General features: G+C 72.8%; 20 protein-coding genes and 1 tRNA gene. 4 read left to right on the top strand and 17 right to left on the bottom strand.

The window, feature by feature from the left end:
- Positions 1–87: 87 nt before the first annotated feature.
- The 5 genes from Q0963_RS07095 to Q0963_RS07075 form a co-directional block, all read right to left on the bottom strand.
- Positions 88–160, bottom strand: a tRNA-Thr gene (locus tag Q0963_RS07095).
- Positions 161–418: 258 nt separating this feature from the next.
- Positions 419–1,507 (bottom strand): LCP family protein, encoded by a 1,089-nt coding sequence (locus tag Q0963_RS07090; protein WP_299444626.1) that lies wholly within the window; start codon positions 1,505–1,507, stop codon positions 419–421.
- A gap of 101 nt (positions 1,508–1,608) precedes the next feature.
- Positions 1,609–3,144 carry a threonine/serine exporter ThrE family protein gene (locus tag Q0963_RS07085; protein WP_299444624.1) on the bottom strand — a complete coding sequence of 512 codons (1,536 nt, stop codon included), beginning with the start codon at positions 3,142–3,144 and terminating at the stop codon, positions 1,609–1,611.
- A complete protein-coding gene (locus Q0963_RS07080) occupies positions 3,141–4,838 on the bottom strand; it encodes a serine/threonine-protein kinase (RefSeq protein WP_299444622.1) in 1,698 nt (565 codons plus the stop codon). Before Q0963_RS07080 ends, Q0963_RS07085 begins: the two co-directional genes overlap by 4 nt.
- A 55-nt stretch (positions 4,839–4,893) precedes the next feature.
- On the bottom strand, positions 4,894–5,322 hold the full coding sequence (locus Q0963_RS07075; protein ID WP_299444620.1) for a CBS domain-containing protein: 429 nt from the start codon (positions 5,320–5,322) through the stop codon (positions 4,894–4,896).
- Positions 5,323–5,518: 196 nt separating this feature from the next.
- On the opposite strand from Q0963_RS07075, the gene Q0963_RS07070 reads away from it, so the two are divergent.
- Together Q0963_RS07070 and Q0963_RS07065 are read left to right on the top strand one after the other, a co-directional pair.
- Entirely contained in the window at positions 5,519–6,619 is a 1,101-nt protein-coding gene (locus Q0963_RS07070; protein ID WP_299444618.1) for an ABC transporter ATP-binding protein, read from the top strand.
- A 107-nt stretch (positions 6,620–6,726) separates the two neighbouring features.
- On the top strand, positions 6,727–7,977 hold the full coding sequence (locus Q0963_RS07065) for a DUF4032 domain-containing protein (RefSeq protein WP_299444616.1): 1,251 nt from the start codon (positions 6,727–6,729) through the stop codon (positions 7,975–7,977).
- A 21-nt stretch (positions 7,978–7,998) separates the two neighbouring features.
- On the opposite strand, the gene Q0963_RS07060 is transcribed toward Q0963_RS07065, so the two are convergent.
- The 7 genes from Q0963_RS07060 to Q0963_RS07030 all read right to left on the bottom strand — a co-directional run bounded on the left by Q0963_RS07060 (position 7,999) and on the right by Q0963_RS07030 (position 14,122).
- Positions 7,999–8,439 carry a DUF2752 domain-containing protein gene (locus Q0963_RS07060; RefSeq protein ID WP_299444614.1) on the bottom strand — a complete coding sequence of 147 codons (441 nt, stop codon included), beginning with the start codon at positions 8,437–8,439 and terminating at the stop codon, positions 7,999–8,001.
- Between the two features lies 1 nt (position 8,440).
- A complete protein-coding gene (locus Q0963_RS07055; RefSeq protein WP_299444612.1) occupies positions 8,441–8,815 on the bottom strand; it encodes a DUF4190 domain-containing protein in 375 nt (124 codons plus the stop codon).
- A gap of 153 nt (positions 8,816–8,968) precedes the next feature.
- On the bottom strand, positions 8,969–9,556 hold the full coding sequence (locus Q0963_RS07050) for a hypothetical protein (protein WP_299444610.1): 588 nt from the start codon (positions 9,554–9,556) through the stop codon (positions 8,969–8,971).
- A gap of 93 nt (positions 9,557–9,649) precedes the next feature.
- Positions 9,650–10,597 (bottom strand): 23S rRNA (guanosine(2251)-2'-O)-methyltransferase RlmB, encoded by a 948-nt coding sequence (rlmB, locus tag Q0963_RS07045; protein WP_299444608.1) that lies wholly within the window; start codon positions 10,595–10,597, stop codon positions 9,650–9,652.
- Between the two features lies 1 nt (position 10,598).
- On the bottom strand, positions 10,599–12,032 hold the full coding sequence (gene cysS / locus Q0963_RS07040; RefSeq protein ID WP_299444607.1) for a cysteine--tRNA ligase: 1,434 nt from the start codon (positions 12,030–12,032) through the stop codon (positions 10,599–10,601).
- Positions 12,033–12,362: 330 nt separating this feature from the next.
- Entirely contained in the window at positions 12,363–13,031 is a 669-nt protein-coding gene (locus Q0963_RS07035) for an MBL fold metallo-hydrolase (RefSeq protein WP_299444605.1), read from the bottom strand.
- Positions 13,028–14,122, bottom strand: coding sequence for an S-(hydroxymethyl)mycothiol dehydrogenase (locus Q0963_RS07030; protein ID WP_299444603.1), 1,095 nt, complete (start codon positions 14,120–14,122; stop codon positions 13,028–13,030). The genes Q0963_RS07035 and Q0963_RS07030 overlap by 4 nt, the downstream gene beginning before the upstream one ends.
- Before the next feature lie 155 nt (positions 14,123–14,277).
- On the opposite strand from Q0963_RS07030, the gene Q0963_RS07025 reads away from it, so the two are divergent.
- Positions 14,278–14,601: a transcriptional regulator gene (locus Q0963_RS07025; protein ID WP_299444601.1), complete on the top strand. Its 324-nt coding sequence runs from the start codon at positions 14,278–14,280 to the stop codon at positions 14,599–14,601.
- Positions 14,602–14,797: 196 nt separating this feature from the next.
- Here Q0963_RS07025 and ispF read toward each other — a convergent pair whose 3' ends face one another.
- The 3 genes from ispF to Q0963_RS07010 are packed head-to-tail and all read right to left on the bottom strand — an operon-like array spanning position 14,798 to position 16,518.
- Complete coding sequence (gene ispF / locus Q0963_RS07020; RefSeq protein ID WP_299444599.1) at positions 14,798–15,298, bottom strand: 2-C-methyl-D-erythritol 2,4-cyclodiphosphate synthase; 501 nt, start codon at positions 15,296–15,298, stop codon at positions 14,798–14,800.
- Between the two features lie 10 nt (positions 15,299–15,308).
- Positions 15,309–16,004: a 2-C-methyl-D-erythritol 4-phosphate cytidylyltransferase gene (gene ispD, locus Q0963_RS07015; RefSeq protein WP_299444597.1), complete on the bottom strand. Its 696-nt coding sequence runs from the start codon at positions 16,002–16,004 to the stop codon at positions 15,309–15,311.
- A gap of 31 nt (positions 16,005–16,035) precedes the next feature.
- Positions 16,036–16,518, bottom strand: coding sequence for a CarD family transcriptional regulator (locus Q0963_RS07010; protein WP_299444595.1), 483 nt, complete (start codon positions 16,516–16,518; stop codon positions 16,036–16,038).
- A 266-nt stretch (positions 16,519–16,784) separates the two neighbouring features.
- On the opposite strand from Q0963_RS07010, the gene Q0963_RS07005 reads away from it, so the two are divergent.
- Positions 16,785–17,294 (top strand): hypothetical protein, encoded by a 510-nt coding sequence (locus Q0963_RS07005; RefSeq protein ID WP_299444593.1) that lies wholly within the window; start codon positions 16,785–16,787, stop codon positions 17,292–17,294.
- A 38-nt stretch (positions 17,295–17,332) separates the two neighbouring features.
- On the opposite strand, the gene Q0963_RS07000 is transcribed toward Q0963_RS07005, so the two are convergent.
- Both Q0963_RS07000 and Q0963_RS06995 read right to left on the bottom strand, forming a co-directional pair.
- Positions 17,333–18,013 (bottom strand): response regulator transcription factor, encoded by a 681-nt coding sequence (locus Q0963_RS07000; RefSeq protein ID WP_299444591.1) that lies wholly within the window; start codon positions 18,011–18,013, stop codon positions 17,333–17,335.
- Positions 18,010–19,206, bottom strand: coding sequence for a cell wall metabolism sensor histidine kinase WalK (locus Q0963_RS06995; RefSeq protein WP_299444589.1), 1,197 nt, complete (start codon positions 19,204–19,206; stop codon positions 18,010–18,012). Before Q0963_RS06995 ends, Q0963_RS07000 begins: the two co-directional genes overlap by 4 nt.
- Between the last annotated feature and the right edge of the window lie 172 nt (positions 19,207–19,378).

Here is a 19,378-nt window from a genome sequence, read left to right as displayed (position 1 = left end):
TACCTGTCAAGCCTCAGCCGGAACACTGTCGCGGATCAGCCGAAGCCCGAACGTCGAGCATCAGGCGAAGTCATACACTCGAGCGCGAGCTGGCGGGGGGACTCGAACCCCCAACCCCCTGTTTACAAGACAGGTGCGCTACCGATTGCGCCACGCCAGCACGCCGGCCCGAGGGCCGACGGCCCCACACTCTAACGGGGCGGGACGGCCGGTCCGTGGGTCCGGCTCAGGAGCCGGGCCCTCACACCGCGGCTCCGGAACCGGGGTCTCAGGCCCCGACGCTCCGCGCCGAGGCGCCGGCCCGGATGCAGTCGGACAGGACGTCCAAGGTCACCTGATCGACTGCGCGTCAGCTCAGGCTCCAGTCCTACGGCGAGGCCGACCCCCTCGGCTGAGCCCCCAGGGGCGGGGGTGTGGGCTAGAGCCGCCCGTCCTCGAGCTCGGCGAACCCGGCCTTGGTCGCCGAGGTGACCTTGACGATCGACTGCCCGTCCGAGCTGGTGCCCAGCGTCCCGGGGACGACGGCGTGGCCCACCTTCGCGGGGTTCACCTTGTGGAACGCTGCGAGGAACGTCAGCGCCTGCTCGGCGCTCATGTCGGTCTGCGCGTACTTCGAGGTGATCGTCATCTGCCGGGGCAGTGCCTCGGGCCCGGCGAGCCGCGCCGCGACGGCAGCGGCGAGGATGATCTCCTGCTGGTGCTTCGACCGGCCGAAGTCGCCGTCGGGCAGCGACTTCCGTTCCCGGGCGTAGGCGAGGACGGTGTTTCCGTCGGCGGTCTGCTTGCCCTTCTTGACGTCGAGCAGGCCGAGGAAGCGGAAGCTGCGGTCGATGACGAGCGGCAGCCCGCCCGACTCGTCGACGATCTTGCGGAACCCGGCGAAACCGGTGACCGCGTACCCCTCGATCGGCAGGCCGCTCACCCGCTTCACCGTGTCGAGCTGGGCCTTGCCCCCGCCGTACGCGAACGCCGAGTTGATCTTCGCGGTGCCGCCCGTCGACAGCGGGACGTACAGGTCGCGCGGGATGCCGACGATGCCGGCGCCGCCCTTGCCGTCGATCCCGACGATCTGCAGGGTGTCGCCGCGGCTGCCCTTCAGGCTGCTCCCGGGCGAGTCCGAGCCGATGACGAGCATGAACCGCGGGGTCTTGCCGAGGTCGGTCTTCTTCTTCAGCGAGGGCCACCAGCCCCCGACGACCTTCCACGACGGCCCGACGGCCAGGGTGACGTCGTCGCCGGAGGTGACGACCGCGACCTTCTCCTTGCCCCAGGTCCCCAGGGACGCCTCGCCCTTGACGCCGGACTTGCCCTCGTAGACCTTCGCGACGGCGGCCGTCAGCTTCTCGTCCGCGTTCTTGATCGTGATCGTCGGCGTGGGGGTCGGGGTGGGCGTCGCACTGGCCGAGGCGGAGGTCGACACCGCGGTCGAGGCGGGCTCGGGGTCCGCCGAGCAGCCGGCGACCGCGACGACGGCGACGGTGAGGATGGCGAAGGGGCGAATGCGCATGGGACGAGAGGGTAGGCGGAGGCGGCGCCGGCTGGGCACCTGGCCACGCCGGGCCGGCCGGCTGGTCGGCGAACGGCCTGGTCAGCGCGCCGGGACGGCGGTCAGGAGGGGCCCGCGGGCCGTTCCTCGTGGGTTCCCTCACGGTGCGGGACCTCCGCGGGCTCCGTCTCGGCGTCCTCGGCCGCGTTCTCGGCGGCGGCCTTGGCCGGCTGGCCGCGCATCCGCCGGTCCCACGGGGCGGCGAGGAACTCACCGAGCACGGTCCCGGTGGCGATGGCGAGCAGCGCGGCGCCCGCGCTGAGCAGCGTCGTGATGCCCGACTGGAGGGACAGCAGCCCGGGGTCCGAGCCCTGCGCCACCATCTCGTACAGGCCACGGAAGATCGTGAGGCCCGGCAGCAGGGCGAAGCTGGCGGGGACGACGAGCACGAGCGACGGCGCGTCCATCCGCTGTGCGATGAGACGCCCGAGCACGCCGATCGTCACCGCGGCGAGCCCGGTGGCGGTGACGATGCCGACCCCGAGCGACCGGTTCAGCAACGCGGCGGCGACGAACCCGACGATGGTGAGGAGGCCGGTGGGGAGAACGACCCGGCGCCGGCTCTGGACCGTGACGGCCGCCGCCAGCCCGACGACGAGGGCGCCGATCAGGGCCGGCACGAACGGTGCCTGGCTGACCCGCAGGTCGAGCACCGACGGCGACACGAAGGAGGCCCCGGAGGACTCGATGACGGTGAGGAGCACCCCCAGCCCGGACGCGATCCCGATGATGAGCCCGGTGAGCGACAGGAGCACCGCGAGCAGACGTCCGGCCCCGGTGAGCGGGTACCCGAAGATGACGTCCTCGATCGCCGAGGCCATCGTGCGCCCCGGCAGCATGGCCACGATCCCGCCCGCGACGACGAAGGCGAACTCACTGCCGCTCAGGGGGATGAGCCCCATCGCCCCGAGGGCGTACGCCACCCCGGCGAGCAGGGTGGCGGCGAAGGCGTTGATGGCGTTGCCGTAGAACTCGGGCAGGTCGACCTTCGCGTGGGTGCGTGCGATGCCGCCGACGGCGAGCACGACGACCACGGTGACGGCCGCCGCCACGGCCCCGGCGCCGATGATGACCGCGACCGCCGACGCGAGCATCGCATTGGCGATCGACAGGGCCCAGTCCGGGAAGTTGCGCGGGTGCCGCTCGATCTCCCGCAGGCGTACCGCCGCCTCGTCCGTCGTCACGTCACCGTCGACGAGCGAGCGGACGAGCCGGTGCACCGCCATGAGGCGGCCGTAGTCGAACCGGGTCCGCCGCACCACCTTGAGCAGGGTGTGCTCGCGGCCGGCGCTGCTGCGGGCCTGGAGGATGATCGACTGCATCGTGATGTCCAGCTCGACCCGGTCGACGCCGGCGGCGGCGGCGGTCGCCGCGATGGCGCCCTCGACCTGGGGCGCGCCCGCGCCACAGCGCAGCATGACCTCGCCGACGCGTACGGCGAGGTCGAGGCCGCGGCGCACCGACTCGTCCTCGGCGGCCGCGTCGGGGATCCGGGCGTGCCGGTACGGCGTGCGCCGCAGCAGGTCGAGCATCGGCATCGGCTCGGTCGGGACGTCGCCGCGCAGCATCCGCGGGCGGCGGGGTTTGGGGTTGCTCACAGCGTCGGAGTCACTTCCCGCACCCATCCGGGCGCGTCGGCAAGGGGCCACCACCACGGCATGCCACGGCTGACCGTGACGGCGACGAGGCCGGCGGCGACGAGCAGCAGGGCCACGGCCACGGCCTGCCGCACCCCCGGGTGGACGGTGAAGCCGCGGACCATGCTGCGGCTGCCTCGCCGCAGGCTCGCGCCCCCGGGGCCCCACCACGCCGTCAGGGCCGTGAACACCGCCGCGGCGACGAGCGGCACGACCGCGTCGGTGCGCACCGGCTGGGACTGGACCGTGCCGAGGACGAGCGCCGCGGCGAACAGCGCGCACACCCCGACGAGCAGCGGGAGCACGCCCGTGACGACGGTGCCGACCAGCCCGACCAGCAGGTGCCAGGGGCTGCTCGCCACCGCCAGGGCGACGTCGCTGCCTCGGGCGCCCCGCTCGTGGCGGCGCATGACCAGGGAGGTGACGGAGCGGTCGGACGTCCGGGCGAGGACCATCCAGCCGAGCAGGGCGGCGAGCGCGACGAGGGGGGCGGCCACCATGCCCCCGACGAGCAGCGCGAGCAGCGCCAGGAGCGTCCCGGTGCGGGTCGGCAGGCCGATGCGCGGGTCGGTGGCGACCCGGACGACGTCCTCCTCGTCGTCCTCCGGGAAGGGCGCGGAGGGCAGGGCCCGCCGGGGGTCCACCGGTCCGGCCACCGGCGGGGGCGGCTGCGTCACGGGGGCCGACCAGTCCGGTGGGGCGCCGGTCACCGGCGCCGGCACGGCCGGCAGGGCGGCGGTGTGGTGCGCGTCGAGGACCGCGGTGCGCGGCCGTGACCGCCGCACCTGGATCGCCTCGGTGGCCGGAGCCCCGTGCGCGTACGACTCCAGGGCGCGGACCACCTCGGCCTGGTGTGGCCGCTCGTCGGGGTACGGCGACAGCGCGGCGTACAGCAGCGGCTCGATCCGCGGGTCGACGGCGACGAGGTCGGGCTCGCCCGAGGCGACCCGCGCGAGGACGGCGTTCATCGTGCCGCGGCCGAACGGCGGGGTGCCCGACGCCGCGAAGGCGGTGGTCGCGGCCCACCCCCACCAGTCGGTCGCCGGGGTGACGTCCTCGCCGCTGACGACCTCGGGGGCGAGGTACCCGGGCGTGCCCATGACCAGGCCGGCGCTCGTGAGCCGCACGTCGTCGACGAGGTGGGCGATGCCGAAGTCGATGAGGACCGGGTCCTCGCCGTCGACGAGCAGCACGTTGCCCGGCTTGACGTCGCGGTGGACGACGCCGGCCGAGTGGATGGCGTCGAGGGCCTCGGCGAGCCCGGCCGAGACGTGGTGCAGCTCGCCCGGGGTCAGCGGCCCCCGCGCCTCGACCCGCTCGTCGAGCGAGGGGCCGTCGACGAACCGGGTCACGACGTACGGGGTCTCGCCGTCGACGTCGGCGTCGACGACCGGCGCGACGAACGGGCTGCGGATGCGGCTCAGGGTGTCGACCTCACGGGCCAGCCGGGCCCGGGCGTCCGGGTCGTCCGCGACGTGCTGACGCAGCAGCTTGAGCGCGAACGCCCGCCCGTGCCGGTCGAGGGCCAGGTGGACGACCCCCATGCCGCCCTCGCCGAGGCGCTGGACCAGCCGGTACTGCCCGAGCCGGGCGTGCTCGCTCGGCTCGTCGGGGTCCTCGGGCGCGTGGCCGTCGGCTCGGGCGTCGGCGGTCATGCCTCCACGGTAGGCCGTCTTCCTGGGCGGACCCTCCAAGCCGCGGGGCGTGCCGCTACTGCTGGATGTAGTCGCGGAGCTGGTCGCGCTCGGTCTGGAGGGTGTCGATGCGGAACTTCACGATGTCGCCGATGCTCACGATGGCGGCGAGCCGACCGTCGACGACGACGGGCACGTGCCGGATGCGGCGCTCGGTCATCTCGGCCGCCATGTCCTCGAGGGCGTCCTCGGGGGCGCAGGTGTGCACGTCCGCCGTCATGATCTGGCTGACCGGGGCGTCGAGCAGCGCCGCCCCGTCGGTGTGCAGGTGCCGCACGATGTCGCGCTCACTGACGATCCCGTGCACCGAGCCGTCGTCGTCGCTGACGACGACGGCGCCGATCCGGTGCTCGTCCAGGAGGGCCAGGAGCTCGGTGACGGTGGCGTCGGAGCGCACGGTGACGACCTCCGCACCCTTGCGCTTCACGACGTCGGCGATCCTCATGCCACCACCGTAAGGGGACCGGCGGCGGCGCGCCAGAGGTGCACGCCGGTGTGCACGGAGTGGACAGCCCTGGCCCCCTCACCCCGGGTCGGGCATACTGGCGAAACCGCTTGCACCGACGCGAGTGGGAGCTCCACCCCCCTTTACGACGGATCGTCCGGCACGTTCCTGCCGGTGAAGGAAAGGCAAAGACGCCATGGCAACTGTCAAGTTCGACGAGGCAACCCGGATCTACCCGGGCAGCGACGAGCCCGCGGTCAACAAGCTGAACATCGACGTCGCGGACGGGGAGTTCCTCGTTCTCGTGGGTCCCTCCGGGTGTGGCAAGTCCACGTCCCTGCGGATGCTCGCGGGCCTCGAAGAGGTCAACGCCGGCAAGATCTGGATCGGTGACCGCGACGTCACCGACCTCTCGCCCAAGGACCGCGACGTGGCGATGGTCTTCCAGAACTACGCGCTGTACCCGCACATGTCCGTCGCCGACAACATGGGCTTCGCGCTCAAGATCGCCGGCGTCGACAAGAGCGAGATCCGCAAGCGCGTCGAGGAGGCCGCCAACATCCTCGACCTCACCGAGTACCTCGAGCGCAAGCCGAAGGCGCTCTCCGGTGGGCAGCGCCAGCGCGTCGCCATGGGCCGCGCCATCGTCCGCAGCCCGCAGGTCTTCCTCATGGACGAGCCGCTGTCGAACCTCGACGCCAAGCTCCGCGTCCAGACCCGCACCCAGATCGCCTCGCTGCAGCGTCGGCTCGGCGTCACCACCGTCTACGTCACCCATGACCAGGTCGAGGCCATGACGATGGGCGACCGGATCGCACTGCTCAAGGACGGCCTCCTCCAGCAGTGCGCCACCCCGCGCGAGATGTACGACCGCCCGGCCAACCTCTTCGTCGCCGGCTTCATCGGCTCCCCGGCCATGAACCTCGTCGCCGTCCCGGCCGGCCCCGACGGGGCGAAGTTCGGCACCCACAACGTCCCGCTCCCGCGTGAGCACGCCGGCAGCGGCGGCTCGCACGTCGTCGTCGGCGTGCGCCCCGAGGACGTCGAGGTCACGACCAACCCGGACGGCCTCGAGCTGACGGTCGACGTCATCGAGGAGCTCGGCGCCGACGCTTACGTCTACGGCACCCCCGCCGACGCCAACATCGTGCTCGAGGGCGGCGACGACAACCTCGCGAAGCCGTTCATCGCCCGCGTCGACGGCCGCAACGTGCCGAAGAAGGGCTCGAACATCTTCGTCTACCCCAAGGGCGAGCACCTGCACGTGTTCGACCGCGAGACCGGCTTGCGGCTCTGACGCACCCGCCGACTCGACCGTAGACCGGCGACGCCCCGGACGAGCCTCTCGTCCGGGGCGTCTCCCGTCCCGCCTGCCGCGCAGGCCTCGACGAAGGAAGGCCACCGATGGCCCTCGAGCTCACCGCCGCCCGTCACGACCCGGCCCTGCTCGACCTGCCCTGGCGCACGCCGCTCGAGGAGTGGCCGGAGGAGATCCTCGCGGCCCTCCCCCGCGGCATCTCGCGGCACGTCGTCCGGTTCGTCCGGCTCTCCGGAGGGGTGCTGGCCGTCAAGGAGATCAAGGACGACATCGCCCGCCGCGAGTACGACATGCTCCGCAACCTCGCCCGGCTGCACCTGCCCGCGGTCGAGGCGTTCGCCGTCGTCAGCGGCCGCGTCGACAAGGACGGCGAGCCCCTCGACGCCTGCCTCGTCACGCGCCACCTGCAGTTCTCGCTGCCCTACCGGGCGCTGTACAGCCAGTCGCTGCGCAAGGGCACCGCGACCCGGCTCATCGACGCTCTCGCCGTGCTCCTCGTGCGACTGCACCTCACCGGCTTCTGGTGGGGGGACGTGTCGCTGTCCAACACCCTGTTCCGCCGCGACGCCGGGGCCTTCTCGGCCTACCTCGTGGACGCCGAGACCGGCGAGCTGCGCGACCGGCTGAGCCGGGGGCAGCGCGAGCACGACCTCGAGATCGCGCGGGTCAACATCGCCGGTGAGCTGATGGACCTCGACGCGGGCGGGCTGCTGCAGGAGGAGCGCGACCCCGTGGAGGTGAGCGAGCGCATCCTCACCCGGTACCACGACCTCTGGGGTGCCCTGACCAGCGAGGAGGTCGTCGACGACTCCGAGCGGTGGCGCGTCGACGACCGCATCCGCCGGCTCAACAAGCTGGGCTTCGACGTCGACGAGCTCGAGATCACGACCGACATCGACGGCACGTCCATCCGGCTGCAGCCGAAGGTCGTCGACGCGGGCCACCACTCGCGGCGGCTCCTCCGGCTCACCGGGCTCGACGTCCGCGAGAACCAGGCACGCCGCCTGCTCAACGACCTCGAGGTGTTCTCGGCGTCCACCGGCCGTCAGGGCGAGGACGAGGAGATCGTCGCCCACGACTGGCTGGCCAACGTCTACGAGCCCGTGGTCCGCGGGGTCCCCCGGGCTCTGGTCGCCAAGCTCGAACCGGCCGAGGTGTTCCACGAGGTGCTCGAGCACCGCTGGTACCTCGCGGAGCGGGCACAGCACGACATCCCGATCACCGAGGCGCTCGAGGACTACATCGAGAACGTGCTGCCGAGCAAGCCCGACGAGCGGGCGGTGGTGGGGGTCGACACCGAGGAGCTGCCGGTGCTCGCCGACGAGGGCCGGCGCTGACCGCGCCGGCGCCGCGGGTCCTCAGGCCGGTGCGAGCCAGGTCCACCCGGGGATGTTGCGGGCGACCGTGAACGCGACGAACGCGACCGCGAGCGCGGCGGGCATCCAGGTCGGGGGGTCCCAGCGCAGCTGCCGCCGCTGCCAGGTGGCTCTGACCCAGACGAGGAAGAGCACGAACACCCCGGCGTACAGCGGGAGCGCGAGGGGGTTCATCGCCACGGCCCCGGCGACGTCGAGGTGGGTGAGGTCGTGGGTGGCCCGCAGCATGCCGCAGCCGGGGCAGTAGATGCCCGCGAGCGCGAAGGTGGGGCAGAGCGGGTAGTGGCCGGGCTGGTTGGGGTCGACCGCCCACACGTACGTCGTGGCCGCCGCGACCCCCGCGGCGACCCCCGCGTGCGGCAGGAGGCGGCGCCACCCGGGCGTGTCGAGCCGGGTGGGCGCCGCCTGCTGCACGGTCGTCATCTCAGTACGAGGTGGAGGAACCGCCGGAGAGGACCGCGAGGCCGCCGAAGAAGAGGATCCACAGCAGGCTCAGCACGAGGAAGACGATGCCGACGATGCCGAGGATCCGGCCGATCTGGACGATCTGGCGGTTGCTGTAGCGGCCCGGCTGAGCGTCGATCTCCTTGAGCGCGTTGTTGCCCATGATGAGGGCGACGATGCCCAGCGGGGAGCAGCACACGAGCGACAGGATGCCGAGGACGAGGATGGTGATGCCCTTGGGGTGGTCGACGGCGCCGCCACCCATCCCGCCGGCCGGGGGCGGCGGGGCCGCGTAGTCGCCGCCGCCACCACCGGGCGGGGGCGGGGGCGGGGGGGTCGATCCGTAGTCAGACATGGTCACCTCTCTGAGTTCATGGGAGGCGTCGGCCCCCGCCGGGTCGTCCCGGCGGCGCCGATCCTTCCACAGCGCGGTCTCCGTTATCGAGCAACCACGCGGAGATGGACGCGAGCGGGGCTGCGGGTGTCTGCCTCCCCGAGACGCCCGATGTCACTGTCGACGAGCCGACATCGCGGCGTAGTAGGCCGAGGACTCCCGCTTCCACAGGAGGACCATGATGACCGCGCCGAGCAGCACGGTGAGGGCGTCGAGCACGCGCTCGAGCCCGGCCTGGGGCTGGGTGAGGGCGAAGACGAAGCTGGCGGCGCTGATCCCGAAGAGGACGGTGGCGACGATCCGGGCCCAGGATCTGCCACGGCCGTTGGCCCAGGCCATGAGGAGCCACAGGCCCGCCCCGAGCAGGCCGACGATGACTCCGAAGACGGTCGCGACCGAGATCGCCGCATCCACGACGCCCGGGTCGAGGCTCGTCCCGGACTCCTGGAGCCCCTCCTCGACCGCGGTCCTGATCTGGTCGCCCAGGACGAACACCGTCAGGACGGAGAGCAGCGACAGTCCCGCACCCACCCGCATGAGGAGGACGGCGAGGTCCATCGACCGCGCGCGGGTCACGGGCTCAGCGGCCGGGGGCAGGTCGTACGCCGGCGCTGCGCCGTAGGGGTTCGGCGGGGGCGGCGGGGGCGGCGAGGAGGACTGGAACCCGTGGGGCCGCGGCTCGGTGGGTGGCTGGTCGGACATGGGGCTCCCCTCGGTCGCACCGGGCCGAGGTGGCCCGGTCGTGCCTCGATCGTGGCACGGGGGGCCGGGCACCGCTGCCCCGGCCGGGGCCGGTCAGTCCCGGCCGCGGCGCCGGCGGGCCACCTCGTAGAGGGTGACGCCGGTGGCGATCCCGGCGTTGAGGGACTCGACGGCCGAGGTCATCGGGACCGAGACGATCTGGTCGCACGTCTCGCGGACGAGCCGCGAGAGCCCCTTGCCCTCGGAGCCGACGACGACGACGAGCGGCTCGGAGGCGAGCGCGAGGTCGGGCAGCTCGACGTCGCCGTCCATGTCGAGGCCGATGACGAAGAACCCGGCCTTGCGGTAGTCCTCGAGCGCCCGGGTCAGGTTGGCGGCCTGGGCCACCGGGATGCGTGCGGCCGCTCCGGCGGAGGTCTTCCACGCGCTGGCGGTCATCCCGGCCGAGCGGCGGCTCGGCACGATGACGCCGTGCCCTCCGAAGGCGCCGACCGAGCGCACGATGGCACCGAGGTTGCGGGGGTCGGTGATGCCGTCGAGCGCGACCAGGAGCGGGATGCCGGGCAGCTCGGAGTCGAGCAGGTCGTTCGGGTGCGCGTACGAGTACGGCGGGACCTGGATCGCCAGACCCTGGTGGACGGCACCGTCGGTGAGCCGGTCCAGCTCGCCACGGGGCGTCTCGAGGATGGGGATGGCGCGGCCGGTGGCGGTCTTGATGGCCTCGCGGACCCGGTCGTCGGCGTCGATCCGGCCCGCGATGTACATCGTCGTCACCGGCACGTCGGCCCGCAGCGCCTCGAGCACGGAGTTACGTCCCGCGACGACCTCGCTGGTCGCCGGGGCCTTGCGGCCCCCGGACCGGCCGCCGGAGCGGCCGGCCGGCTTGGCCGACTTGTGGGCCTTGTGGTTGGGGCGGTCGCCGGCCTTGGGCGTCGGCCCCTTGCCCTCGAGCCCGCGGCGGCGCTGGCCGCCGGACCCGACGGTGGGGCCCTTCTTGCTGCCCTTGCGGATGGCGCCTCGGCGTTGTGAGTTCCCGGCCACGTCAATCTCCCTTGCCCCGGGTGAGCGACCAGCGGACACCGGCGGCGGTGTCCTCGAGGGCGATCCCGGCAGCGGTCAGCTGGTCGCGGATGGAGTCCGCGGTCTCGTAGTCGCGCGCCGACCGGGCCGCGGCCCGGGCAGCGACCCGGTCGGCGACGAGGGCGTCGAGCGCCGCGGTGGCGTCGTCGGCGTCGGACCCGCCGTCGGACCACACCGGGTCCAGCGGGTTGACCCCGAGCACATCGGCCATGGCCACGACGCCCCGCGCGATGGCGGCCGCGTCGTCGTGGTCTCCGTCGTCGAGGGCGGTGTTGCCGGCCCGGACCGACTGGTGCAGGACGGCGAGGGCGTCGGACACCCCGAGGTCGTCGTCCATCGCCTCCCGGAAGTCCGCCGGCAGCGCGGCGGTGCCGTCGGGGACGAGGGTGTCGACGCCCGGGAGCGCCCGGCGCAGGAAGCCCTCGATCCGCTCGACCGTCGTGGCGGCCTCCTCGATGGAGCCCTCGTGGTACTCGATCGTCGAGCGGTAGTGCGCGGCGGTCAGGTAGTAGCGGACGGCGAGAGGGCGGTAGGCGCGCACGACCTCGCTGACCCGCAGCGAGTTGCCGAGCGACTTGCTCATCTTCTCGCCGCCCATCGTCACCCACGCGTTGTGCAGCCAGTAGTTCGCGAAGCCGAGGCCCGCCGCCCGCGACTGGGCGACCTCGTTCTCGTGGTGCGGGAAGCGCAGGTCGACCCCGCCGCCGTGGATGTCGAAGGTGTCGCCGAGATACTTGCGCGCCATCGCCGAGCACTCGAGGTGCCAGCCCGGGCGACCCACGCCGTACGGGGTGGGCCACGAGGCGGTCTCGGGCTCGGTGGTCTTGCGGCCCTTCCAGAGGGCGAAGTCGCGAGGGTCGCGCTTGCCGCGCGGGTCGGCGTCCTCGGCGTCGGACATGTCGTCGACCCGCTGGTGGGTGAGCTCGCCGTAGTTCGGCCAGCTGCGCACGTCGAAGTACACGTCGCCGGAGCCGTCGGCGGCGGCGTACGCGTGCCCCTTGCCGACGAGGGTCTCCATGAGCGCGACCATCTCGGGGACGTGACCGGTGGCCCGCGGCTCGTAGGTGGGTCGCAGGACACCGAGCGACTCGAGGGCGTCGGCGGTCTCCATCTCGTTGCGGTACGACAGGGCGAACCACGGCTCGCCGGCCTCGGCGGACTTCGCGAGGATCTTGTCGTCGATGTCGGTGACGTTGCGGATCAGGGTGACGTCGTAGCCGTGGCCCCGCTCGAGCCAGCGGCGCAGGACGTCGAACGCGACGGCGAAGCGGACGTGGCCGATGTGCGGGGGCGCCTGGGTCGTGAGCCCACAGATGTAGATCCCTGCCTTGCCGGGCACGACGGGGACGAAGTCACGCAGCTCATGCGTGAGGGAGTCGAAAAGCCTGAGAGTCACTCGCGACAGGGTACCGGCGCCGCGCGGCACGCCCGAACCGGAGACGGCCGGCGGGGCCGCCGGGTCGCCCTCTGCGGCCTGTCGGGCACAGGTCACTGTCCGCGCCCCTCTCGTCTGCCCCGAATCCCGGGGCGACCGACAGCCAGTCGCCCCACGCCCTGGGGCACCCGACATCCGTTTGCCCCGCCGCCTGGGGCGACCGACATGCATTCGCCCCACGCCAGGGGGCACATGGCTGTCGGGTGCCCCCGCATCTGGGGCGAACGACAGTACCGGGCAGCGCACCTGCCCGGACCGCCGGCGCTGCCACGGGACCGACCGCGCGTCGCGTCAGTGACCGCGGTCTAGCCACTCCTGCAGGTGCGGGGCCTCGTCCCCGATGACCGTGGGGTCGCCGTGGCCGGTGAGGACGACCGTCTCGTCCGGGAGTGACAGCAGCCGGGTCCGGATCGAGTCGATGATCGTCGCGAAGTCGCTGTAGGAGCGGCCGGTGGCGCCCGGCCCGCCGTTGAACATCGTGTCGCCGCTGAAGACGACGCCGAGCGCCGGCACCGACAGGCAACACGCCCCGGGCGCATGCCCCGGCGTGTGCAGCACCGTGGCCTCGACGTCGCCGACGGTGAACGTCTGCCCGTCGGCGAGGTCCCCCCCGGGCGGGGCGTCCTGGCTCATGTCCCAGAGGACCCGGTCGTCGGGGTGCAGCCATGCCGTGGCACCGGTGGCCGCGACGACGTCGGCGACGGCGTTGACGTGGTCGTTGTGGCCGTGCGTGCACACGACGGCGACGACCCGGCGGCCACCCACGGCCGCGAGGATGGCCGGCGCGTCGTGCGCGGCATCGACGACGAGCACCTCACGGTCGTCGCCGAGCAGCCAGACGTTGTTGTCGACCTCCCAGGACCCGCCGTCGAGCTCGAAGACCCCGGAGGTGACGACGCGCTCGACGCGCACACCGCCGGGTGAGGTGGCGACGTCCGCGCCGATCGGGGTCGTGCTCATGCCGTCCCCTCCATCACGACGACCGAGCGCAGGACGTCGCCGGCGTGCATCCTCTCGAAGGCCGCTTCCACGTCCGCGATGCCGATCCGCTCGGTGACGAAGGCGTCGAGGTCGAACCGGCCCTGCCGGTAGAGATCGACGAGCATCGGGAAGTCGCGGGACGGCAGGCAGTCGCCGTACCAGCTGGACTTCAGCGCGCCGCCGCGGCCGAAGATCTCGATCATCGGCAGCGTCACCTGCTTCTCGGGGGTCGGGACCCCGACGAGCACGACGGTGCCCGCGAGGTCGCGCGCGTAGAACGCCTGCTCGTAGGTCTCGGGGCGGCCGACGGCCTCGACGACGACGTCGGCCCCGTGCCCGCCGGTGAGCGCCCGGATCGCCTCGACCGGGTCCTCGGTGGAGGAGTCGACGGTGTGCGTGGCGCCGAAGCGGGTGGCAGCCTCGAGCTTCCGGGCGTCGACGTCGACGGCGATGATCGTCGTGGCACCGGCCACCTGGGCTCCGGCGATGGCCGCGTTGCCGACCCCGCCGCAGCCGATGACCGCGATGGAGTCGCCGCGCCCGACGCCGCCGGTGTTGACGGCCGCACCGAAGCCGGCCATGACCCCGCAGCCGAGCAGCCCGACCGCCGCCGCGTCCGCCGGGTCGACCTTGGTGCACTGGCCGGCCGCGACAAGGGTCTTCTCGATGAAGGCGCCGATGCCCAGCGCCGGGCTCAGCTCGGTGCCGTCAATCAGGGTCATCTTCTGGGTGGCGTTGTGGGTGGCGAAGCAGTACCAGGGCTTGCCCTTGCGGCAGGCTCGGCACTGCCCGCAGACGGCGCGCCAGTTGAGGATGACGAAGTCGCCCGGCTGCACCTCGGTGACGCCCTCGCCGACGGCCTCGACCCGGCCCGCGGCCTCGTGGCCGAGCAGGAAGGGGTAGTCGTCGTTGATGCCGCCGTCGCGGTAGTGCAGGTCGGTGTGGCAGACGCCGCACGCCTCGACCGCGACGACCGCCTCCCCCGGGCCGGGGTCGGGGACGAGAACGTCGACGAGCTCGACGGGCGCCCCCTTCGAGCGGGCGATGACTCCCTGGACGGTCTGGGGCACGGGGCTCTCCTCGGTCGAGCGTCGCTGCTGGTGCCCTCACGCTAGACCGCCCCGCCGGTGCGCAGGCCATCCGTCCTCGACGTGGGCGCCGGTGCACCGCAGCGATTGTGGCGAAACGCCCTTTCCGGGACGGAAAGCGGCCGTAATCTGGAGGCATGCCCTTCCCGAACTTCGACGACGTGATCCACGAGCCGCATCGGCTCCAGATCTGCGCCTATCTCGTCCCTGCCCCCGGCCGGGACTTCGGCGACGTTCGCGACGCGATGGGCCTGTCGGACTCGGCGCTGTCCAAGCACCTCAAGGCGCTCGCCGGCAAGGGCTACGCCCGGCTCGAGCGCGGCGTGCGTGACGGGCGGCAGGTGACGACGGTGGCCTTGACCCCCACCGGTCGGGAGGCGCTCTGCGGCCATGTGGCAGAGCTGCAGCGGATGGCGCGCATCGTCAGCGCCGGTCGTCGCCCCATGCAGCGCACCCGCTGACGCGCCCCAGCCACTGACCCCACCGACCCGTACCTCAGTCGACCAATAGGTCACGTCAGGTACGCCTGGACCCGACACCCGTACCTGGCGTGACCTATTGGTCGATGTCGGGACGCGCGGACCTGAAGCCCGTACCTGGCGTGACCTATTGGTCGATATCGGGACGCGCGGACCTGAAGCCCGCACCTGGCGTGACCTATTGGTCGATGTCGGGAATGGGTGCGACCAGGGCGGTCGCGATCGCCGCCAGCCCGTCGCCCCGGCCGGTGAGGCCCAGCCCGTCGGTCGTCGTGCCGCTGACCGAGACCGGCGCCCCGGTGGCCACCGAGAGCACGGCCTCCGCCTCGGCGCGACGGCTGCCGATCTTCGGGCGGTTGCCGACGACCTGCACGGCGATGTTGCCGATCTCGAAGCCGGATGCGCGCACGAGCCGGGCGGCCTCGGCGAGCAGCGTGGCACCCGACGCCCCGGCGAGCTCCGGGCGGTCGGTGCCGAAGTGCGCACCGAGATCGCCGATGCCGGCCGCGGAGAACAGCGCGTCGCAGGCGGCGTGCGCGGCGACGTCGGCGTCCGAGTGGCCGTCGAGCCCCCGCTCCCCCGGCCAGTGCAGCCCGGCCACCCACAGCTCGCGGTCGGACCCCTCGGGGGCGAGCGCGTGCACGTCGACGCCGACGCCGACACGGGGAAGAATGGTCACGGCACCGATGCTAGGCCCCGGCGACGAGGCGCTCGGCCCGCTCGAGATCATCGCGCGTCGTCACCTTGAACGCCATCGGGTCGCCGTCGACGACGAGCACCCGTCGGCCGGTGCGCTCGACGAGCGCGGCGTCGTCAGTGGCGACCTTGCCGCCCGCATGCGCGGCGATGAGCACCTCGCGGCGGAAGCCCTGGGGCGTCTGCACCGCCCGCAGCGTCGTGCGCTCGGGCGTCCCGGTGACGAACCCGTCGGCGTCGACGGTCTTGACCGTGTCGACGACCGGCAGGCCCGGAACGACCCCGTCGGCGCCGGCGCGGACAGCGGCGACGACCCGGTCGAAGACCTCGGTCGGGGCGAGGCAGCGGGCGGCGTCGTGGACGAGGACGACGTCGCAGTCCTCGCCGACCGCGGCCAGCCCGGCGGCGACCGACTCGGTGCGCTCGGCGCCGCCCGCGACGAAGGCCGCGTGGGCGGGCAGCTCGCCGAGGTCCCAGTGCTCGGGCCCAGCCAGTGCGGCGGGGACGACGAGCACCAGACAGCTCAGCCCGTCGACGGCGAGGACGCGCTCAACGGCACGCGCCAGCAGGGTGCGACCCGCCAGACGGACCGCCGCCTTGGGTACCTGCGCCCCGAGCCGGGCCCCGGAGCCGGCCGCGACGACGACGACGCCCACACCGCGAGGGGCGGTGTGGGCGTCGTCGGTCACGTCAATGGTGTCGCCGGGGCGACGGCCGGGGTCAGGACGCGAGGACCTCGTCGAGGCGGCTCTCGGCCTTCTCCTCGTCGGTCTTCTCGGCGAGCGCGAGCTCGGAGACGAGGATCTGACGGGCCTTGGCCAGCATGCGCTTCTCGCCGGCGGACAGGCCACGGTCCTTGTCGCGGCGCCACAGGTCGCGTACGACCTCGGCCACCTTGATGACATCACCGGAGGCGAGCTTCTCGAGGTTCGCCTTGAAGCGGCGGGACCAGTTGGTGGGCTCCTCGGCGTACGGGGTGCGGAGGACCTCGAAGACCTTGTCGAGGCCTTCCTTGTCGACCACGTCGCGGACTCCGACGAGGTCGCAGTTCTCGGCCGGGACCTCGATGACGAGGTCGCCCTGCGCGACCTTCAGCTTGAGGTAGAGCTTCTCCTCTCCGCGGATCGTGCGGGTGTTGATCTCTTCGATACGAGCAGCCCCATGGTGGGGGTACACGACCGTTTCGCCGACCTTGAAAACCATGTGTTGTTGACCCCTTTCGCGAGGAGAAGTCTATCACGACACGCCGGTCGTACCGAATGGACCGCGTCGACGTTTGCGCAGGTCAGAGGCCCAACCGGGGGACCCACAAGAGAAAATCGGGGGTTGACAGAACGGCCGTTCACATGCTTCGCGCGGCGCGCGAGCGCGGGCGCCCGGAGCAGGGATCGACGGCATCCGGCGCCATCCGGCCGCCGTCCGGGACGCCACCGGCGCCGGCGCCCGGGGCACCCCGCTATCCTTGCGGCGTGACGAACCGCGCCGCCTCCGTCCTGCGCCTCACCGGCCTCGCCGTCGCCACCCTGCTGGCCGCCGGGTGCGGTGTCTTCTCGCCCATCCAGACCGACTACCCCTACATCCCGGCCGACGGCGTGAGCCTGTCGGTCCCGGGGCTCGACCTGCGCAACCTCGCGGTCATCTCCGACGGCGCCGGCAGCGAGGGCGTCCTCATCGGGCAGGCGGTCAACCCCGGGGCCGAGGCCGTCGAGGTCCTCTTCGGCGTTCCGGGCGCCGACGGCTCGCTGGAGTCCGCTGGCGGACGCACGGCGGTGCCGGCCTACTCCGGCGCAGCGCTCTCGGACGCGACGACCGCCGTCGGCCTGGGCTCGGTCGCCGCGGCACCCGGCGAGATGACCCAGCTCATCGTCACCACCGAGGAGGCCGGCCAGAACGTCGTCCTCGTCCCGGTCCTGCCGCGCGACTCCTACTACTCCGACCTCGCCACCCCGGTACCGAGCGCCACCCCCACCGAGGGCTGACGCCGCCGACCTGCGGGTCTGCCCGCGGTCGGCGCTGCTCAGGACTCGAACTTGTAGCCGAGTCCGCGCACCGTGAGGATGTGCACCGGGTTCCCCGGGTCGACCTCGACCTTGGCCCGCAGCCGCTTGATGTGCACGTCGAGGGTCTTGGTGTCGCCCACGTAGTCGCTTCCCCACACCCGGTCGATCAGCTGCATCCGGGTCAGGACCCGCCCGGTGTTGCGCAGCAGCATCTCGAGCAGCTCGAACTCCTTGAGCGGCAGGGAGACCTGCTCGCCGCGCACCGAGACGACATGGCGTTCGACGTCCATCCGCACCGGCCCGGCCTCGACGGTGGCCGGCAGCAGGTCCTCGGGCTCGGCGCCACGGCGCAGCACCGCCTTGATCCGGGCCAGCAGCTCACGCGAGGAGTACGGCTTCGTCACGTAGTCGTCGGCCCCCAGCTCGAGCCCGACGACCTTGTCGATCTCGCTGTCCTTGGCCGTGAGCATGATGACCGGCACGTTCGAGCGCGACCGCAGCCCCCGGCAGACGTCGACCCCCGAGAGACCCGGAAGCATGAGGTCCAGGAGCACGAGGTCGGCACCCGCCGCGTCGAACTGGGTCAGCGCGTCGTGGCCGTTGTCGGCCACCGACACCTCGTAGCCCTCCCTGCTCAGCAGGTAGGACAACGGGTCCGAGAACGACTCCTCGTCCTCGACGATCAGGATGCGGGTCATGCGCTGCTCTCTTCTCGGGCTGCGGCGGCCATCCCGGGTGCCGGGTCGGCCGCGGGGTCGTCCTCGGTCGGTTCGACCGCGACGGGAAGCTTCATGGTGAACGTCGAGCCTCGCCCCTCCTCGCTCCACACGACGACCTCGCCGCCGTGGTTCGCGCAGATGTGCTTGACGATGGCCAGGCCCAGCCCGGTGCCGCCGGTGGCGCGCGAGCGCGCGGCGTCGACGCGGTAGAAGCGCTCGAAGATGCGCTCCTGCTCGGCGGCCGGGATCCCCTGGCCCTGGTCCGTGACGGTGATCTCGACGGTGTCGCCGACCTGCCGGGCCCCCACTCCCACGCGGGTCCCGGGGTCGCTGTAGTTGACGGCGTTCGTCAGGAGGTTCGTCACCGCCGTGACGAGCAGCTCGAGGTCGCCGAACACCCGCAGCCCCGGCTGGGTGCCCAGCTGCACGTCGATGCCCTGGGCCTCGGCGGCGACCCGGACCCGGTCCAGCGCCTCGTCGAGCACCTCGTCGACGCCCACGAGGTCCGGCTCGTGGAGGGTGTCGGCGACCTGGAGGCGCGAGAGGTCGACGATCTCCTGGACGAGCCGGCCGAGCCGCATCGCCTCGACCCGGATGCGCTCCGCGAACCGGGCCACCGCCTCGGGGTCGTCCCGGCCGTCGATGACCGCCTCGGCGAGGAGCGAGATGCCGCCGACGGGCGTCTTCAGCTCGTGGCTGACGTTCGCGACGAAGTCGCGGCGCACCTCCTCGACGCGCCGGGCGTGGGTGTGGTCCTCGGCGAGGAGCAGCACGTGGTTGACCGAGAGGGGGGCGACCCGCACGCGCATCACGGCGTTGGAGTCCGAGTTGGGCCCGCGCGCCAGGTCGAGCTCGGCCTCGCGGATGATGCCGTCCCGCCGGACCTGCCGGGCGAGATGGCGCAGCTCGTGGTGCACGAGCTCGCCGTGCCGCACGAGCCCGTAGGAGACGGCGGAGGCCGAGGTGTTGACGACGGCGTCCGAGGCGTCGAGCACGACCGCGATCGACCGCAGCACCGACAGGACGTCCCCGACGCCCCGCGGCAGAGGTGGGTCGACGAGCGTGGGCTCGCCGTCGTAGGACCGTTCGGACCAGCGCCCCGCCATGACGGCGACCGCCCCGATGACGAGGCCGGCTGCGCCGCCCAGCGTCGCCGCGATCGTCGCATCCACGCCTTCAGGGTAGAGGCCGACTCGGCCCCCTCGACGCCACCGGGGGCCGATACGGTGACGGGACGCACGAAGTTCACCTCGTCGGCGCCCGCGGTTCACCGCCGCCTGCCACAGTTGGCGCAGCGACGGGGTGGCCGCACGACGACCCGGCACGCCCCACCACACCCACCGG

This window comes from uncultured Phycicoccus sp. (genome assembly GCF_947495705.1).
GTDB lineage: Bacteria > Actinomycetota > Actinomycetes > Actinomycetales > Dermatophilaceae > Phycicoccus.
The sequence above is the reverse complement of the archived record's forward strand: the minus strand, read 5'-3'. Positions and strand labels throughout refer to the sequence as shown.